Origin of the sequence: Butyrivibrio sp. WCE2006 (assembly GCF_000701985.1) — a bacterium.
Lineage (GTDB): Bacteria > Bacillota > Clostridia > Lachnospirales > Lachnospiraceae > Butyrivibrio.
The window spans coordinates 144,919-162,294 of sequence record NZ_JNKH01000002.1; the positions used below are offsets into that span (position 1 = coordinate 144,919).

14 protein-coding genes and 1 pseudogene are annotated in these 17,376 nt (G+C 37.2%); 12 read left to right on the forward strand and 3 right to left on the reverse strand.

The features are described from left to right. The first annotated feature begins 31 nt into the window (after positions 1-31). The 5 genes from T501_RS02550 (at position 32) to T501_RS19865 (ending at position 4,108) form a co-directional block, all read left to right on the forward strand. A complete protein-coding gene (locus T501_RS02550; protein ID WP_044913076.1) occupies positions 32-943 on the forward strand; it encodes a DUF6270 domain-containing protein in 912 nt (303 codons plus the stop codon). A 14-nt stretch (positions 944-957) separates the two neighbouring features. Further along, a complete protein-coding gene (locus T501_RS02555) occupies positions 958-1,722 on the forward strand; it encodes a LicD family protein (protein ID WP_044913077.1) in 765 nt (254 codons plus the stop codon). Between the two features lie 84 nt (positions 1,723-1,806). Beyond that, positions 1,807-2,145, forward strand: coding sequence for a hypothetical protein (locus tag T501_RS02560; RefSeq protein WP_044913078.1), 339 nt, complete (start codon positions 1,807-1,809; stop codon positions 2,143-2,145). A 69-nt stretch (positions 2,146-2,214) separates the two neighbouring features. Further along, complete coding sequence (locus T501_RS02565; RefSeq protein ID WP_044913079.1) at positions 2,215-3,318, forward strand: AAA family ATPase; 1,104 nt, start codon at positions 2,215-2,217, stop codon at positions 3,316-3,318. After that, positions 3,311-4,108: a hypothetical protein gene (locus tag T501_RS19865; protein WP_050008087.1), complete on the forward strand. Its 798-nt coding sequence runs from the start codon at positions 3,311-3,313 to the stop codon at positions 4,106-4,108. The genes T501_RS02565 and T501_RS19865 overlap by 8 nt, the downstream gene beginning before the upstream one ends. A 34-nt stretch (positions 4,109-4,142) precedes the next feature. On the opposite strand, the pseudogene T501_RS02575 reads toward T501_RS19865, so the two are convergent. Next, a pseudogene (locus T501_RS02575) lies at positions 4,143-4,595 on the reverse strand (transposase); the annotation flags it as partial. A gap of 412 nt (positions 4,596-5,007) precedes the next feature. Here T501_RS02575 and T501_RS02580 point away from each other — a divergent pair. From T501_RS02580 to T501_RS02595, 4 genes are all read left to right on the forward strand, one after another. After that, positions 5,008-6,762, forward strand: coding sequence for an AAA family ATPase (locus T501_RS02580; protein WP_044913080.1), 1,755 nt, complete (start codon positions 5,008-5,010; stop codon positions 6,760-6,762). Between the two features lie 242 nt (positions 6,763-7,004). Beyond that, entirely contained in the window at positions 7,005-8,015 is a 1,011-nt protein-coding gene (locus T501_RS02585; RefSeq protein ID WP_044913081.1) for a metallophosphoesterase family protein, read from the forward strand. Positions 8,016-8,165: 150 nt separating this feature from the next. Then, entirely contained in the window at positions 8,166-8,909 is a 744-nt protein-coding gene (locus T501_RS02590) for a glycerophosphodiester phosphodiesterase family protein (protein WP_044913083.1), read from the forward strand. A gap of 230 nt (positions 8,910-9,139) precedes the next feature. Further along, entirely contained in the window at positions 9,140-10,978 is a 1,839-nt protein-coding gene (locus T501_RS02595) for an AAA family ATPase (RefSeq protein WP_207641175.1), read from the forward strand. A gap of 179 nt (positions 10,979-11,157) precedes the next feature. On the opposite strand, the gene T501_RS02600 is transcribed toward T501_RS02595, so the two are convergent. Next, complete coding sequence (locus T501_RS02600; RefSeq protein WP_044913086.1) at positions 11,158-12,702, reverse strand: glycosyltransferase family protein; 1,545 nt, start codon at positions 12,700-12,702, stop codon at positions 11,158-11,160. Positions 12,703-12,839: 137 nt separating this feature from the next. Continuing rightward, entirely contained in the window at positions 12,840-13,133 is a 294-nt protein-coding gene (locus tag T501_RS02605) for an AAA family ATPase (RefSeq protein WP_044913088.1), read from the reverse strand. 296 nt (positions 13,134-13,429) lie between these two features. Here T501_RS02605 and T501_RS02610 point away from each other — a divergent pair, with 296 nt between their 5' ends. The 3 genes from T501_RS02610 (at position 13,430) to T501_RS02620 (ending at position 17,375) form a co-directional block, all read left to right on the forward strand. Beyond that, complete coding sequence (locus T501_RS02610) at positions 13,430-14,302, forward strand: Uma2 family endonuclease (RefSeq protein ID WP_044913089.1); 873 nt, start codon at positions 13,430-13,432, stop codon at positions 14,300-14,302. A 191-nt stretch (positions 14,303-14,493) separates the two neighbouring features. After that, positions 14,494-15,957, forward strand: a complete 1,464-nt coding sequence (locus T501_RS02615) for an ATP-grasp domain-containing protein (RefSeq protein ID WP_050008088.1) — start codon at positions 14,494-14,496, stop codon at positions 15,955-15,957. Positions 15,958-15,959: 2 nt separating this feature from the next. Further along, the gene (locus T501_RS02620) at positions 15,960-17,375 is read left to right on the forward strand and encodes an acylneuraminate cytidylyltransferase (RefSeq protein WP_044913092.1); all 1,416 of its coding nucleotides are present in this window, start codon (positions 15,960-15,962) and stop codon (positions 17,373-17,375) included. Position 17,376 lies beyond the last annotated feature (1 nt).

A 17,376-nucleotide genomic window follows, 5' to 3' on the forward strand; every position in this document is an offset into this window, starting at 1 on the left:
AAGGTAGTTCGCAGAGAGAACTTACCAAAAGGTGAGCTGGAAATTCCCAAGTGGAATGGATGACGTTGAGATGCATATTCGTAGCGAGATAAAAATAAGTCTTTTAGGCTGTTGTGTAATAAGGGATATATTTGGACTTCATGATAATGATGGAGGCTATTTTGTTAAGCGTTTTGTTCAGGATGTTAGCCCAATATCACTGGTTACACAATCTCCGTTATTGCATCCTCTAACAGATGAGTATGATTGGCTTTTTGATGGTAAAAGCAGGTTTTGGGGGAAGTGCCAGAAGCTGGAGCTTCAAAAGAGAGTATTGGAATATATTGCTGAAGAACCATTTGATTATCTGATTTTTGATGTTGCTGAATTCAGAAGAAAGCTTTTATATTTCTCAGAGAATCAGGGATGGTTCTCTGAGAATTATTATTTGAGGAGTTTTCTTCAAAGATATATAGAATCAGGAGTCGTGCCATCAGAATATGAAATAATAAATCCGATGGAGATGGATAGGACAATGTGCCTCGATTTTCTCTATAGTTTTAGTCAGGCGTTACTGGGGATTTGTCCACCTGAAAGGCTGATATTGGTTGAAATAAAAGCGGGGCTTCCCTATACAACTGTGGATAGAGATCCTTTGGTTAAGGCGGAGATAGAGACGGCAAAGCTTTTTAATGAGAGAATGTCGTTTGCATACGAGGTAGTTAAGGATAATATGCCGGGAATTCATGTTGTTGAGTTTCCGCAGAACGTTAAGATTGATCCAAATCATAAGTGGGGGCGTAATCTCCTGCATTATACGATGGAATATTATGATTATGCTCTTGATGCTGTAAATGCGATTACAGACAATAGCTGCTGCAGAGATAATGATGCTGAGAAAAAGCTATTGGCTGAGCTTAAGACTGGTTGTGAAAATATTATTTCAGGAAGTATGAAGGAATAGGGTACGAGGGTTTAATGAATCAGAATGTTAAGAAAAGTCAGGATAGATTATTGACTATGGCAAATATAATTGCGGATATTTTTGAAAGGCATGATATTCAGCATTCTATTGTTTATGGAACGCTGTTAGGGGCTGTTCGCCATAAAGGTTTTATACCCTGGGATGATGATTTTGATTTTTGCGTTTTTGAAGAAGCATATGATGATGCACAGAGGTGTTTGGAGTTGGAGCTTCCTAAGGATTTATTTTTGGAAAACGAGAAAACAGAGCCTAAGTATTTTCATTCCTGGTCTCATGTTAAGGATCTAAAGTCAGAGGCGTTTAGCCAGAAATATCCACATGATAATGCGTATGCTCATAATGGGTTATCGATTGATCTATATAAGATGAAGAGGGTGCGGCTTGGTGACATACCTTCTTGTGTTCTTGAGCAAAGAAAGATTTATATTAATAGACGTAAGGAACTTGGGCTAATAGATACAAAAGAATTGGAAATCAGGGAAAAACGCCTGGATCAGATAACGTTGGCGTTTAACAGGCTTTATCCAAATGAAACAGAAGAATCATTGCAAAGAGAAGTCTATGCAAATATTTACACTTCGCTATGGAGCATGGAACTGGATGATCTGTTTCCTTTGCAAAAATATAAGTTTGAGAATTCTGATTTTTTTGGTCCTAAGAATGCGGATAAGATACTACGGCATTGGTATGGAGATTATATGCAGATACCACCAATAGAAATGCAGGTTTCACATTTTGATTCTGTGATCTTTTTATAAGGTGAAAAAGAATTGAACTGGGACACTCTAATGAGAAACTGTCGTTTTATCAAAACATTGCTGTTGTTTGTTTAAAATGTAATTATGCTCTATGAAAATTATTATATCATAGAAACAGTTCTCACATCTCCGGATCCACAAGTACTGGAATTTGATGATCAAGGAAAGCCTGTTTATGCTGTGGAAACTCGTTCATCTGAGGAGATGGAATGTGTTAGACAAATGCAAGAAGGAATATTGGCATATGCTGATGATTTCTTAGAAATAATAAGGGAAGTTCGTGAAGAAGATGTAAACAAAGAATTGGACGAAGCTTTTCTTGAATTAATTGAAAAAGTTAAAATAACTGATGATAGTATCTGGAGTATTACAGTCGAAGACAGGTTCTTTGGGAGGGATACTGATATTGGAGATTTGATGTAAAAAAATTACGGCAATATTGAATAAAATATTCGAATGCGTTATGCTAACCTTATTAGGAGGGCATGTGAGATGCTATTAAGGGTTGAAATAGATAATTTTAAAAATTTCAATAATGTTGTATTTGATTTAAGTAATCAATATAAATATGAATTTAATCAAGAGGCTATTTCAAAAGAAAATGGCTGTATTACCAAAGGAATAATATATGGGGAGAATGGGAGCGGCAAATCTAATTTAGGACTTGCTATTTTTGATTTGGTAGCACATCTTACAGACAATGAAGTCCTGGATAAATATTCAATTTATACCAATTTGAATAGCAAAAAGAAAAAGGCTTCATTTAAATTTGAGTTCGTTTTTGATGGAAAGCCACTAGTGTATTCATATAAAAAATATAGCTTATATGAGTTGGTTGAGGAATCTGTAATAATAGATGGCGAAGAGCTAATTGCATATGATTATCAGGATAATAGTGGGTTCACTAAATTAAAAGGAACTGAAAATCTTACATTAAGTGGAAATTTATCTAATAATACCTCAAGGGTTAAATATATATTAAATACTGCATTATTGGAAGATAATGAAATAAACAAGATTTTTCTTAAGTTTGGTACCTTTGTAAATAGGATGTTACTATTTTATTCTTTGGAAACAAGAGGGTATCAGGGATTTACAACTGGAACGGCAAGCATAAACGATGGTATTTTACGCCGTAAGAAGCTAAAGGATTTTGAATCTTTTTTGAAAGAAAATGATATAGATTATTCTTTAATTGAGATGGAAATAAATGGAGTAAAACAGATTTGTTGCAATTTTGATGGGAAAATAGTGAGTTTCTTTTCAATAGCATCAACAGGAACAAGCACTCTTGCTTTATTCTACTATTGGTATATTCAGATGCAAGAGGCATCGTTGGTGTTTATAGATGAATTTGATGCTTTCTATCATTTTAGTTTGTCAAAAAATATTGTAAGAATGTTAAAAGAATTAACTGGCACACAGGTTTTTTTGACTACGCATAATACGGATATTATGTCTAATGATCTTCTTCGACCAGATTGTTATTTCGAAATAAATAAAAAGATTGAATGTTTGGCTGATAAAACAGAAAAGGATTTAAGAAAAGCTCATAATCTACAAAAGATGTATAAAGCAGGTGCTTTTAATGAATAAAGAAAACATTCTGTTTGTAGTTGAAGGCGCTGTTAGAGAGATGGGAATAGTTGATAATATCAGGAATGTGTTTTTCAAAAAATCCCAGATAAAGATTATTCCAATCCCTGCGTCTAAAAATATCTATATGCTATGGAAGATATTGAAAAATGATGAATTTGAAACCGATATAATAGAAGTATTAAAGGAAGATGCAAGTGTTGATACTTCTGAGATTGAAGATATGGAGCGAGATGATTTTTCAGAAGTATATCTTTTCTTTGATTATGATGGGCATCAGAATAATCTCAATGATAATGAAGCTGAAAGTGATGTTATAGAAGAAATGCTTAGAACATTTGATAATGAGACTGAAGCAGGAAAGCTTTACATCAGCTACCCAATGGTAGAGGCGTTAAGGGATATTGTTGTTGGAGAATGTCGTAGCATTAGAGGATGCTATATTCCAATTGATAGAATTGGAGACTATAAACGTATTAGTTCAAAAGGTGAAAATACAAAGAATCAGTCTAGATATACTATAGAGGATTGGAGAGAAATAATAACGGCATTTGCTTTAAAATTGGCTTGTTTAAACAATTTGACAGCAGTTATGTCTTATGATCAATATAAAGCTTCTGTTTTTCCTTTGGAGATATACTATTTTCAGAAAAAGAGATTTGAGTATAATGATGTGTTTGTATTATCGGCTTTTCCGGAATTTTTGTTAGATTATAATCGTGATCCATTCTGGTATAATATGATTAAGAAAACTATTACCAATAGAGGTAAGGGAATGTCTTGTGAATAGATACCAATGAACGCATTAACTAATTGTTTCCGTGCTGTTTTACGAAGATGATATGCTGATAATGCGGACACTTTAGGGACAACTGGTTATCAAATCTGTTATCACCGGGAGTGAATGCATTTTGGCAGATCTTACACAGTATCTGACCTGCCTTGCCGTTGTTTTTGTAGAGATAAGGCTGAGGAGCATGACATGATGGGCAGGTGCAATCCTCCGGGATGTCGCACTCAGAACGTCTTTTGATAGGCTTAACGGGTTTTCCATAGCGCTGAGTGTAGTAGTTGTTGAGATCTTTCCAGTCCCAGTCCTGATGATAATAGACAATCTTAGGAAGTTCGTCCACTTTGAACTTTTGATATTTGGGAGAATGTGAGTCATCGAAAGCCCACTGTTTGAGCGGTATATATCTGCAGATGAAGTTAATAAGCCAGCAATTCTGTTGATAGAGTTGTTGAATGAGTTGAAGTAAATAAAGTATAATGTCCATGAGCGTTGATTCCTTTTTTTGCGGATGTTGGTTTGGCGATTGACATTATACCAAAAAGGGAGGTCAATGCTCTTTTTATTTTGAACTCTCGATAAATCAAGGTTTTAGAACTAAAAATGGGTAGTTAATTTGACACTACCTGGAAAATATGGAAAGTTGGCGTATGAATATTATAAAGACTATTATGAAATTGATTGTTATGCAGATATTAATGTAAAAAAATGGCACATATCTAAATGGTGTACGAATACAAGAACCAAATACAATTTCATTTGCTTAAAATGTAATTATGCTCAAGGTTTAGTTTATATTTTGCCTTGAGCAATTTTATGATACTGTTTGAACATGTATTAACGGTAGATTATAATAGAATATAGTAAATATCGATAATAAAGGCGGTTGTAGTTAGTTTATGAAAAAGATTGGTATAGGATATGAAAACTACAAAGACTTTGTCGTTGATGGTTTGTACTATGTAGATAAAACACTGTTGGTAAGAGACATTGTCAAAGAAGGGGGCAAAGTAACACTTTTTACCAGGCCAAGACGATTTGGGAAAACACTAGCCTTATCAATGCTTCAGACTTTCTTTGAAGAGGAAAGAGACTTCGATGGCAGGATTATTGATAAGATGCCCTATTTTAAGGGAAAGAAAATCATGTCCTGTGGTCAGGATATCTTATCAAAAATGGGACAGTATCCTGTAATAAATCTTTCGCTCAAAAGTGCAGCGCAGGCCGATTTTTATACATCAATTCTTAAGCTTCGTGATGAAATAGTAAGAGAGTTTATCAGACATAATTACGTAGAACAGTCTGAAGAAATTGATGAGAATGTCAGGAACATTTTTGTGGATTTGAAGAAAGGACCAGCTGATTGGACAGAGAAAGAAAAGACTCTTAAGACAAAAGAGGAAAAAGATGAGTCTATAAAAACAGAGGCTGGTAGGTATTCTACATCCATCAGAACTCTTTCTGAAGTGCTTAAGGCATATCATAAGAAGAACGTTATAATACTAATAGATGAGTACGATGTTCCGCTTGAGAATGCATATAGGCTTGGCTTTTATGATGAGATGATTGGATTTGTGAGATCATTATTTGAATCTGCACTTAAGACAAATAATTCCCTTGAATTAGCAGTCATTACAGGCTGTCTTAGGATTAGTAAAGAGAGCATTTTCACAGGCTTAAATAATCTGGCAATGAATTCAATAAGAGCTGTGAATTTCGGAGAGTACTTTGGTTTTACACAGGCAGAGACTGATGAGCTGCTAAAGGATTATAATTTGTCTGATGATGCAGAATTGGTAAGAGACTGGTATGATGGGTACCTTTTTGGTAATAGTGAGGTTTATAATCCCTGGAGCGTGACAAAGTATGTATATGATCATGTTTTGGATCCATCAAGATTGCCAGAAGCCTATTGGTCTAATACTTCATCTAATTCAATCATAAAGGATATGATTGAGAATGCAGATGAATCCGTGAAGGTGAATCTGGATACTCTTGTTTCCGGAGGGAATGTAGAAAAGGTTGTCCATGAGGATATTACGTATGGGGATATCTATGACAACGAAGACAACTTATGGAATTTTCTCTATTTTACCGGATATATGAAAAAGGTATCAGAACGACTGCAGGATGATAATATTTATATGACACTTACTATTCCCAATAAGGAAGTCAGGAGTATATATAAAAATCAGATTAAACAGTGGTTTGAAAATAGAATAAAGGAAATTGATTATACTAAATTTTATGATGCAATAATAAAGAAGAATAGTAAAGGAATAGAAGATTTCTTGTCGGGATTACTATCTAAGAGTATAAGTTATTTCGATAGTGAGGAGAGCTTTTATCATGGATTCTTCTTATCTCTTCTCTATTGGATGCCGGGCTATACTCCAAAATCAAATCGTGAAGAGGGAAATGGAAGAACAGATATTGTTCTTTACCCCAAACGTCCCAGGGATCCTGCCTATATTTTTGAGTTGAAGATTAGAAAGAAATTCAGCGAGATGGAAGATGGTTTGGAGGAGGCTCTAAACCAGATAGTTGAGAAAAAGTATGTGGAAGGCATTCTTGATGACGGATATATTGGAGCAGTTTCATATGGAATATGCTTTTGCAAGAAAAGCTGTTTGGTTGGAATTCTTGATAAGTGAGTTTTGATATTCATATTAGATTATGTATGCGTTTGCATTACTATTTTATTCAGGAGAGTAATTGGAATAACGATCAGAGGCATCTAAGCATTGTATCTGAATTGTAACGATGCAAAAAATCGGGAAGTGGGAAGTGAAAATACAAAATTACTTCCCACTTTTATAATACTAGGAAAGTAACCGTTAGATGATTTCTGCTGATGTAAAGTAGGAAGTGAAATTTTAATTATTGGAATGGTTCTATGTCAATAAATAGTATGGATGATATAAGTATCAGGATAAAAGAAAACTACAAATGGATATACACCTATGACTATGCGCCTGATTCTGTTTGGGATGAGTGGCGCAGCGAAGTTGCTGATTACGCATGGATTCAGGAAGAGGCTGGTGCGGTAACTGAAAGGCTTCAGGAGGACCTACCTTGCTACATCCTTTTGTCAGATTCTCATTATGTTATCAATGGAACCTGGGATGATACTATGAAAAGTATGATGGCGTTAAGCGAACGCATAACCGGGAGTAAGAAGGCTTCTATTGTGGGGATTATTCATTTGGGAGATCTGACAGATGGGCTCCTGCCTCTTGAAAAAACAAGGCAGTTTGAAAGTAGATGCATTCAGGATATGCAAAGCCTTAATGTACCACTCTACATAGTTCCGGGGAATCATGATTATAACTATTTTCGTGGGAATCCGGAGGTGAAATATCCTGACAGGCCTCAGTATTACGTTGACTTTGAGGATATGCATTTGCGAATGCTATTCATTGATTCATTTGATCCAAGGGAAGCAGTTCGGTACGGTTTTACAGAGTACTGCATCCACTGGCTTGATGCTGCGCTTAATATGATGCCTGATGATTATAAGGCTATTATTTTTTCACACGTGACGCCTCTTGTGAGACTTCAGGCATGGGCAAAGGATATTCGAAACAGGCAGCATTTAATTGAAGTGCTGAATAAACATGCTGAAAAGATTTTGACTTTTATAAACGGACACAATCATTGTGATCATCTTTTTAATGACCTGAATAATGGACAGTTCCCGATTATTTCCATTAACTGTGCAAAGTGTGAATACTTTCTTGAGCACAAGCCGGAAGGGGCTGTGGTTCCTGAGCGCAGACTTGGGGACAGAACCCAGGAGAGCTTTGATATTATGCAGGTTGATGTTAAAAAGAGAAAGATATATTTTACAAGGTTCGGCGCCGGAAGTGACAGATATGTGGAGAATCACAAGGCGTACTGGGTGTAGTGTCTTAGCATAGGTAATTTTTTCAACTGTAGTAGTTTTCATTCATGCGAAAGTGCACTTAGGCGGAAAGGCTGGAAGGACCATTTGTAAACATTCGCTGTGTACTTGGATGAAATCTAAAATTGAGAATATAGAAACGAGGGGATAATCATGAAAATATGGGCACACAGAGGCTGTAGCCAGAACTATCCTGAAAACACATTGACTTCGTTTGAGAAGGCTATGAATGTTGATAAAGTTACAGGGATAGAGCTGGATATCCAGCTTACAAAAGATGGAGAACTGGTAGTAATCCATGATGAAAAGGTGGATAGAACCACTGATGGAATCGGCTTTGTCAGGGACTTTACGCTCAGGGAATTAAAGACTCTTCACATAAGAACCGGTAAGGATGAGCCGGAGCACATCCCTACAATGAGGGAAGTTTTGGATTTATTAAAACCAAAACTCCTAAATGGATTCAAGCTGAATATCGAACTGAAAAACAGTATTTATCAATACCCCGGGATGGAAGCAAAAATAGTAAAGCTTGTGTCAGAGTATGGTGTGCAGGATTCTATTGTGTATTCCAGTTTTTATCCAAGATCTCTTTTAAATGTGCATGACTTAGAACCCGGCGCTAAGCTTGGAGTTTTAAATTCGTGGCTTTCCAACTGTTTATTTGCAGCAAAGGGAATGGAGAAAATATTGAATTTGTCTGAAGGAAGTATAGCTCTTCATCCGGGAGGTGGAGGACTTGATATCTCTCTGGATATGCTGGAGGGCAGAATAGTCAGAGCCTGGTTTGGAGGACATCTTTATCCTTCAAAACCAACCGGCGGAAGAATGGATTTTGATAAATTTACAAAAGCCGGGGTGACGGATGTTTTTATAAATGAGCCGGAAGTGTACTGATAGTAATAGCTGTAAATGAGATAAATATGAAAAACGGAGTTCAACTCTTCTTAATCGTGCTATATTTGTAAGATTAAGAAGAGTTGAATTGTTTTTTGCCTTGAAAATGTCATATATTTGAATTAGAAAAAAGACGGGAAGTGGGAAGTAAAAAACTATCTCACTTCCCGATTTTATATTATAATAATTCCAGAGGAAGGTTAACTATGGAATTTATAACATCATTGGAAATGGCTAACAGAATAGGGAAAACTAAGAGATGGGTCAATGATTGCTGTGCCAAGGGACTTATTGAAGGTGCGTGTAAGGATGGCAATCGGTGGATGATTCCTGCAGATGCAAAGTGGGAAGTGGGAAGTGAACCTAGCCAGGCACCCCTTCCAATAGGTATATCTGACTTTGAACTGGCGATATCTGATTATTACTATGTTGATAAAACTATGCTTATCAAGGACATTATTGACTATAGACCGCAAGTTTCTTTGTTCTTAAGACCTCGTAGATTTGGCAAGACTTTGAATATGGATATGCTTAAAACTTACTTTGAGAAAAATGAGGTAAGTAAGGCTGAATTATTCAGTGGAACAAATATTTGGAAGCAGAGCAAAAAGTATAAAGATGAGCAGGGGAAGTATCCGGTAATTTTTCTTACTTTTAAAGATATTAAGTATTCCTGTTGGGACGATACTTTTATCAACCTGAAAAATGCAATTACGATGGAGTACAAGAGGCATGCAGAAATACTGGACTATGCAGACCTAAATGAAGTTGATATTACTTTTTATAAGGATGTGCTTAGTGGGAAATTAGATGATGCCCTGTGGAGTACAACACTTGGTCGTTTATCGGAAATGCTTCATATAGCTTTTAAAGTGCCAGCCATGATTTTTATGGACGAGTATGATACCCCTATAGAGCAGGGGCATGCTCATGGATTCTACGATGCGATTATAGGATTTATGAGAAATTTTCTTTCTGGAGGACTTAAGGATAATAAACATTTATCGTTTGCGTTTCTTACGGGTATTTTAAGGGTAGCTAAGGAGAGCATTTTTAGTGGACTAAATAACCTTAATTCCAATTCTGTTTTGGAAAAGAGATATAGTGAGTATTTTGGATTTACAGAAAAGGAAGTTAAAAAGCTTTTAAAAGACTACGGCTATGCAGATAAGTTCGAAGAAGCCAGAAAGTGGTATGACGGATATAAGTTTGGGCAGCAGGATATTTATAATCCATGGTCTATGTTAAATTACGTTGATTCCGGATGCGAGGCCAGAGCTTATTGGCAATCCACGGGCAGCAATGAAATCATAGGCGAAGTTATAAATGCAGGAAATCAGTCTCTTTCTGAAGAAATGGGAGAGCTTTTGCTTGGTAAATCTAAGACAGTATATGTTGATACGGCTGTTATATATCCTGAGGTAAGTAAAAATATTTCAAGTGTGTACAGCTTTTTGTTAATGGGCGGATATCTCACAATAGAAAAGATCATACCGATGGATGATGGCAATTCTATGTGCGAACTAAAGATTCCTAATAAAGAAATTTTGATTGTATATGAAAAAGAAATCCTGTCAAGAAAGGGGAGCCTTGTCACACAGAGTGATGCAATAGAATTTAAAACGGCGTTGATGCTTACTGATTCAGTCAAGCTTCAGCAATTATTGCAGGATTTTTTAAGAGAGGTTATCAGTTATCATGATGCGGCGGCAGAAGGATTTTATCATGGGTTGCTATTAGGTCTTAGTGCGATGCTGTATAACAGCTATGAAATCATGTCTAATAGAGAAGCAGGCGATGGCAGATATGATATCAGACTTAAAGCAAGGGATGGCGCGATGCCGCATTTTGTTATAGAGATTAAAGCTATAAAGAAAGAAGATGAGAATTTTGATGAGTCTAAAGCACTTGTTAAAGAGGCGGCGGAAGCTATAAAGCAGATTGAAGATAAGGATTATATAGCAGGATTAACAGGTGAGGTTAGGGCAATAGGAGTTGCTTTTTATAAGAAGAGATGCGAAGTATGCAGCAAAGCATTATTGAGCGTGAATGGGATAGTGTCAAACTAAATATGATAACATTGGACTGGCCTAAGGAAGTCACAGCAAGCATAGCAGTAAATGAATTAAATATGAAAATGGAGTTCAACTCTTCTTAATCGTCTTATTTTAGTAGGATTAAGAAGAGTTGAATGCTATTATGATAATTTGAAGAAAAAGTGAAATTGATATTTTGAATACTACTATGGTTACTGAGCTTTGGCTATTTCTTCGATCTTATCAAGGACGGTTTGCAGATCACTCTTAATATCGTGAGAGAACAGGGTTCCGAAATGTCCTTTTGCCTTATCTGATTGTTCTTTGTAATATTCAGGATCATTGATGTAATGTATTACATCATCAATCATTTCATCGTAATTTTCACAGACAAAATCCGCACCTGCAAAAGAAGCAACATCGCTGTCAGGGAGTGTTGTCACCGGGATACCAAGACGCATTGCTCTTGTGGCGCCGCCTGCACCGCCGGAACGTTTGGGATTAACGAACAGATCAATTAGTTTTAAAATATTTAAAAAGTCTTTTCGGTAACCAAGCCTTATGGATCTGCTTTCAACTATTTCAGGAAGTTCTTGTGTAAAGTCACCTACGAATACAAAATATGCTTTCTCGTTCCGATTTGCGATGGATGTCATGACATTTTTGAATTCTTCGGTGATTTCTCTTTCGATTCTGTTTCCTATGATGCCAATTGTAAATGCGTCTTCAGGTATTTCAAAGCCTTTCTTGGAGTAGTCTATGGCTTGTTTTTCCTCTGTTGCACCAAAACCGCTCATATGGAAGTGGATGGTTTTCTGTCCACAGGCTTTTACATATTCGTCGGCTGAAGGTGAAATGTCTCCGGCCTGATATCTGGCAAGCAGGTGGGCATCTGATACTTCATGTCCGTGGGTCACCGGCATTGCAACATAGGTGGTTATGGAGCGCCATATCTGATCCATACGCGGAAGTCCGTTTATCTGCCAGATAAATTCAGGACGCATTCCGTAGATTTCGCCGATAAATGAGATCATATCATCTCTTGAAGCTTTGTTTATATCTATCTGGTAGCAGTGGATAATCTGGTCGTGAAAATCTATGGCATAAGAGCCCCAGTTGTCAGAATAATTTGGAAGGACAATGTCTCCGGTCCAGATTTTGTTAAATTCGTCGTCATCTATTGGTTCACCTATGACTACCAGCAGCACTTTATATCCAAAAAAATTCTGAAGATGATGGCATATGGAAAGCACTATGTTTGTAGGCGCGTGTCTGCTTCCGAGAAGCTGATAGGTTGTAACAATTGCGAATTTATGATCCCTTTTTTCATAAGGTATCATGTTGATGTTTACATCAAGCTCCTTCATATATCTCTTGGAAATATATCTGTGAAGGGTTCTTCTTATAGCATAATCATCCAGACAACCGTTTAGAAATCGCTGATGATAGGTCTGAAAATGGGCAGCAGCTGTCATGTTCATATTGAAAGCACCGGTCATTATGACTTCTTCAACCTTGTACATGTATTTTATGTCAGGAGCAGCCCAATAAACGGCAGAGAGTACCATCATATATAACTGGGGATCTGTTGCAAAGGCTTCGTCAAAAAGAGGCAGCAGCTCATCCGCAGTCCAGCCATCATTTTTAATGGTGTCACCCAGTTTTTTTGTGAGTGGCTCGTAGTTTTCGGTTCTATAAGGATAATCAGCGCTGATAACGTCTGAAATCAGATCACATAGACTTTCAAAGTTCTTCATCTGTCCCCCTCCAATCGTGAGAAAAATGATTCAGGCTCTCTCTATTTTACATGTATGATGTTTATAATTTTGGCTACCGGTTGAGGCATCTTTATCATAGTTGATGCCTACAAGAAGAATATCACTGCCATATTCCTTCAGGCCGGCTGGGTAGTTTCTGTATATTTATTTAAATTAGTGGAATAGCTGGAATCGCCTGCAATTTCAAAACCATCAAACAGTCTTGATGAATCGCAGGAACAATCATAGTAAGCTGAGAGCATTTGTGCAGCATACGATTTTCCAAATCGTCTGGGTCTGCTGATACATATCAGGTTCTTGGCTTTGCCCATGTTTCTATTTATAAGGGCTATCATCCCTGTTTTGTCGATGTATTCACCATTAATGATTGCTTCAAATCCCGCGTTTCCGGGATTGATATAAATACCCATGCCAACCTCCCAAGCAGATTCTTACTGCTTTTAGTATATCATAATGTGTGAGTGCATGTGTGTGATAGAATATACTTAGATTATACAAATTCTATTTCAATTTGAGGATGCGCAAAAAAACTGAGACATCTGGCAATCAATTAGAGGATGCGCGAAAAAACTGAGACATCTGAAAATTTGACTTAAGATATGAAACGATATAATGTGAAAATGAATGATGCTGATTTTGATATCACTATGATTTGCGGGGGCTTGATTTAATACGGGTATTCTGCGTGGATTGGAGATAATTATCTATGACAATAGAAGAGATGAATAAGATTAAGGAATCAAGAGGATATAGTTTTGCTCAGCTTTCGGATTATACCGGAGTTCCGGTTGTTACACTTCAAAGGATTTTTGCAGGAGCAACCAGGAATCCCAGAAAGGCTACTCTTGATGCAATTGAGAAAGTCCTTATGGGAGATGAATCCGTATATACCGGGCGTGCCTACGCATACGAGCAAAATAGCAGTGTGTCTTATCCGGAATATGAGGAGGCCACTGCAGGACTTAGTGAGAAAGAGTTTGTGTACGGTGACAGAAGTGTTTCCGGCTTTCGAAGAAAAAAGGATGGCGATTATACAGTAAACGATTATTATTCTCTGTCAAAAGATAAGTGGGTTGAACTGATTGATGGGAGTTTATATGATCTGGCTGTTCCGGGCCCGGTTCATCAGATGATAAGCGGTCTGGTTTTTGAGTGTGTTCACAATTTTATCAGGAAAAACAATATTCCGGACATAGTTATCTACGCACCTGTAGATGTGCAGTTTGAAGGTGATGATAAGACAGTAGTTAAGCCGGACATTATTATAGTGTGTGACAGGAACAAGGTAAAAGATAAGGGAATCTTTGGTGCTCCTGATTTTATAATGGAGATAATTGCCCCTGATACCAGGCGACGAGACATGTTTGTAAAAAGTGATAAATACTGCAAAGCCGGTGTTAAGGAGTACCTGATGATCGATCCCAAAAAGAGGGTGCTGATTTCTTATAACTTTATGGATGAGGATGTCACTCCTGTAACAGTGCCACTTAAGGGAGAGTATGAAATATCACTTTATGAAGGTAAGCTCAAGCTTAATCTAGATGAGATTTCCAGGATTATTAAAGAATTTGCTGAATAATAATGACATCAGGAAAGCCAAAGATTATTGAATTTCATCTGATAATTTAATAATAGTATTGGATTAAATATTTACACATGATAATTAAGAAAGAATCCGCAATGCTGGTTATTTAAATGATAATGTACTAAAATTAGTATATCTGTTAGTGCAATAATAATTATGCGATGTGCTTTACGAGGGGGGACATTTTGCAGAAAAATATATTGATATTCCCTGCGGGGACTGAGATTGCATTTGAAATACAGAATTCTTTGAAGTATTCGAAGTTTGTAAGATTGTTCGGTGGAAGCAGTACGTCTGATCACGCGGATTTTACTTATGAGCGTCTTATTGGTGGTTTTCCCTATGTGAATGATGATGGTTTCCTGGATTATCTTAATAAAGTGATTGATGAGTATGATATAGATTGCGTATATCCGGCCCATGATAGTGTGTGTCTGTTTTTCAGTGAACATGCAGAAGAGATTCATGCGCAGGTAATAATTACTGATGAGCACACGACTAAGATATGCAGGTCAAAACAGAGAACCTATGAATACTTCGACGGGGAGGTATTTATTCCAAGGACATATGATACCCCTGATGATATTGATGAGTATCCTGTGTTTATTAAGCCTGCGGTTGGCCAGGGTTCTGTTGGAGTAAAGAAAATCAATAACCGCGAAGAGCTTGAGAGAATATTGGCCGCGCAAGACTCCAAGGTGGACCGACAAAAATGTAATGATGCGCAAGACTCCCGCGTGAACAAGTTAAACGGTATTGATGTAAAAAACGACTTTCGATCAAAGGGTGAAAACCATACTCAGAATATTTCCCCTGGAAAAAACAGAGAAATACACATAGTTGATGAGAAATTTGTGGATAACTCGGATGGAAAAATGGTTATTTGTGAATATCTTCCCGGTGATGAATATACAGTTGATTGTTTTACTGATTTAGATGGGAAACTTTTATTTTGCAGGCAGCGCAGCAGAGACAGGATAAAAACAGGGATAAGTGTTCGTTCTCGAAGTATGTCTACGGATGACTATGTAATGATGATCGCGGAAAAGCTAAATGAGAAGCTTAGCTTCAAGGGTGCGTGGTTTTTCCAGGTTAAAAAGAAGGTGGATGGCGAGTACAGGTTAATGGAGGTTTCGCCAAGGATTCCCGGGACAGCCGGACTTTACAGAAACTGCGGGATTAATTTTCCTATGCTGACGCTTTTTACTTTTTGGGGATATCCGGTTTCGATAATAGATAATGACTACGATATAGTTCTGGACAGAGCTTTTTATAGCGCTTTCAGGATTGGAATAGAATACGATACTGTTTACCTTGATTATGATGATACGCTCACGCTTGAGGATAAGGTAAACGCTGATGCCATGAGGTTTCTGTATCAGGCAAGGAATGCCGGAAAGAGAATTATTCTCTTAAGTAAACATTCTACAGACCTTCATGTGGATTTGAAGAATGCGGGAATATCGGAAGAGTTATTTGATGAAATCATTGTCCTTTCTAGGGAAGAGGATAAGAGTGATCATATAATCGATAAAAAGGCAATTTTTATTGATGACTCTTTTGCTGAGCGGAAGAGGATAAAGGAAAAATGTGGGATACCGGTTTTTGATGTTGATATGATAGAGAGTCTTATTGATTGGAGAATGTAGATATGAACGTTGCATTTATTCCTGTGAGAGGCGGCAGTAAATCCATACCTTTAAAAAATATTAAACCGATATGTGGAAAACCATTGGTCTACTGGACGGTGAAGGCGGCCTGTGAATGCGGGTATATTGATAAAGTCTATGTTGCGACAGACAGTTCTGAGATTAAGAAAGTGCTTCTGGAATGTTGCAGGGAAGATAATATTTGTACTTGTCATAATGGTGGCGATCATGGTTTCACTGGTTATAATGACGGAAATCATGGCAGCAATGAATCTGGTGTATCATCTGAGCGCGATGCCGGTAAAGGGAAGGAAAATGCCGGAGGCATAAGCGAGAAGAAAAGTGGTATGTTTGGCAAATTAGAGATAATCGGTCGCTCTGCGGAATCTGCTACTGACACAGCTTCTACAGAATTTGCAATGCTTGAATTTGCTTCAAGCCATGAGTTTGACAATATGGTTTTGATTCAGGCTACATCTCCTCTTTTGTCTTCTGATGATCTGGACAAAGGATTTGAAGCATTTGACGAGCAGGGCGTTGACAGTGTGCTTTCTGTGGTAAGACAAAAGAGATTCAACTGGGGCATAGACGATAATGGATATGCGCATCCGACTAATTATGATGTTTTCAAAAGACCGAGACGTCAGGATTTTGATGGATATCTTGTCGAGAATGGTGCGTTTTATATCACATCAAGAGAAGATTTACTTAAAAGTAAAAATCGTCTATCCGGAAATATTAAGGCGGTAGAGATGCCTGATGATACATTTTTTGAGATAGATGAGCCCTCAGATTGGGAGATTATCGAGGGACTTATGAAGAAAAGGCTTGGTTATGGCAATCATAAGACTTCAATGCAAATCATTGATAATCCTGAGTTAATAAAACAATGCGACAATGCCTCTTCCTCAGAAATATGTGACAATGATATTCCTGAAATAAAAATGTTCCTGACAGATTGTGATGGCTGTCTTACTGATGCAGGTATGTATTATTCTCCTGAAGGCGATTTTTTAAAGAAATATAACACCAAGGATGGAATGGGGATGAAACTCCTTCGAGAAAATGGTGTGCTTGTGGGTATTGTGACGGGGGAAAATGTCGATATAAATAAGAGAAGGGTCGAGAAGCTAAAGCTTAATATTTATGAATCCGGTTGCAAGGATAAGCTCAGAACCGTAAGGCAACTTTGCAGGGAACACGGCATTGATATGCAAAATGTAGCTTTTGTCGGTGATGATGTCAATGATCTTGAGGTCATGAAAAACGTGGGTTTTCCATGTACCGTAGCAGATGGACATAAAAGCGTTAAGGCTGTGGCAAAATATATCGCTAAGGAACCAGGTGGACACGGTGCCGTAAGAGACATAATAGACTATATACTTGAAAATAATTTATTGGTATCCGCATCCAACTGAA

Excerpts from the sequence above, each read along its gene's own strand:
- T501_RS02555 (WP_044913077.1), top strand. The coding sequence starts at position 958 with ATGAATCAGAATGTTAAGAAAAGTCAGGATAGATTATTGACTATGGCA.
- T501_RS02560 (WP_044913078.1), top strand. The coding sequence starts at position 1,807 with ATGCTCTATGAAAATTATTATATCATAGAAACAGTTCTCACATCTCCG.
- T501_RS02565 (WP_044913079.1), top strand. The coding sequence starts at position 2,215 with ATGCTATTAAGGGTTGAAATAGATAATTTTAAAAATTTCAATAATGTT.
- T501_RS19865 (WP_050008087.1), top strand. The coding sequence starts at position 3,311 with ATGAATAAAGAAAACATTCTGTTTGTAGTTGAAGGCGCTGTTAGAGAG.
- T501_RS02580 (WP_044913080.1), top strand. The coding sequence starts at position 5,008 with ATGAAAAAGATTGGTATAGGATATGAAAACTACAAAGACTTTGTCGTT.
- T501_RS02585 (WP_044913081.1), top strand. The coding sequence starts at position 7,005 with ATGTCAATAAATAGTATGGATGATATAAGTATCAGGATAAAAGAAAAC.
- T501_RS02590 (WP_044913083.1), top strand. The coding sequence starts at position 8,166 with ATGAAAATATGGGCACACAGAGGCTGTAGCCAGAACTATCCTGAAAAC.
- T501_RS02595 (WP_207641175.1), top strand. The coding sequence starts at position 9,140 with ATGGCTAACAGAATAGGGAAAACTAAGAGATGGGTCAATGATTGCTGT.
- T501_RS02600 (WP_044913086.1), bottom strand. The coding sequence starts at position 12,702 with ATGAAGAACTTTGAAAGTCTATGTGATCTGATTTCAGACGTTATCAGC.
- T501_RS02605 (WP_044913088.1), bottom strand. The coding sequence starts at position 13,133 with ATGGGTATTTATATCAATCCCGGAAACGCGGGATTTGAAGCAATCATT.
- T501_RS02610 (WP_044913089.1), top strand. The coding sequence starts at position 13,430 with ATGACAATAGAAGAGATGAATAAGATTAAGGAATCAAGAGGATATAGT.
- T501_RS02620 (WP_044913092.1), top strand. The coding sequence starts at position 15,960 with ATGAACGTTGCATTTATTCCTGTGAGAGGCGGCAGTAAATCCATACCT.